The sequence below is a fragment of the Vogesella mureinivorans genome, from assembly GCF_007644035.1.
GTDB lineage: Bacteria > Pseudomonadota > Gammaproteobacteria > Burkholderiales > Chromobacteriaceae > Vogesella > Vogesella mureinivorans.
This window is the reverse complement of sequence record NZ_VMTV02000444.1, coordinates 1-271: the sequence shown is the minus strand read 5'-3', so window position 1 is coordinate 271 and position 271 is coordinate 1. Positions and strand designations below refer to the sequence as shown.

Here is a 271-nt window from a genome sequence, read left to right as displayed (position 1 = left end):
TTATATTATGTCGACCATGAGTATTTGTTCGATTGAAGATGTCGCTGCCGCAACTACACAACCTTTTTGGTTTCAGCTGTACATGATGAAAGATCGACATTTTATGCAACAGCTTATTCAACGTGCAAAAAATGCTAAATGTTCTGCATTGGTGTTAACGGCTGATTTACAAATCATGGGACAACGTCATAAAGACATTAAAAATGGCTTATCAGCACCTCCAAAATTAACCTTGGGCAATCTTATCAATATGTGCACCAAACCCGTTTGG

1 protein-coding gene is annotated in these 271 nt (G+C 38.0%); it reads left to right on the top strand.

From position 1 onward, the window contains the following. Positions 1-271 (top strand): alpha-hydroxy acid oxidase (locus FLQ44_RS11450; RefSeq protein ID WP_147694470.1); only part of this gene is annotated, 271 nt, incomplete at both ends.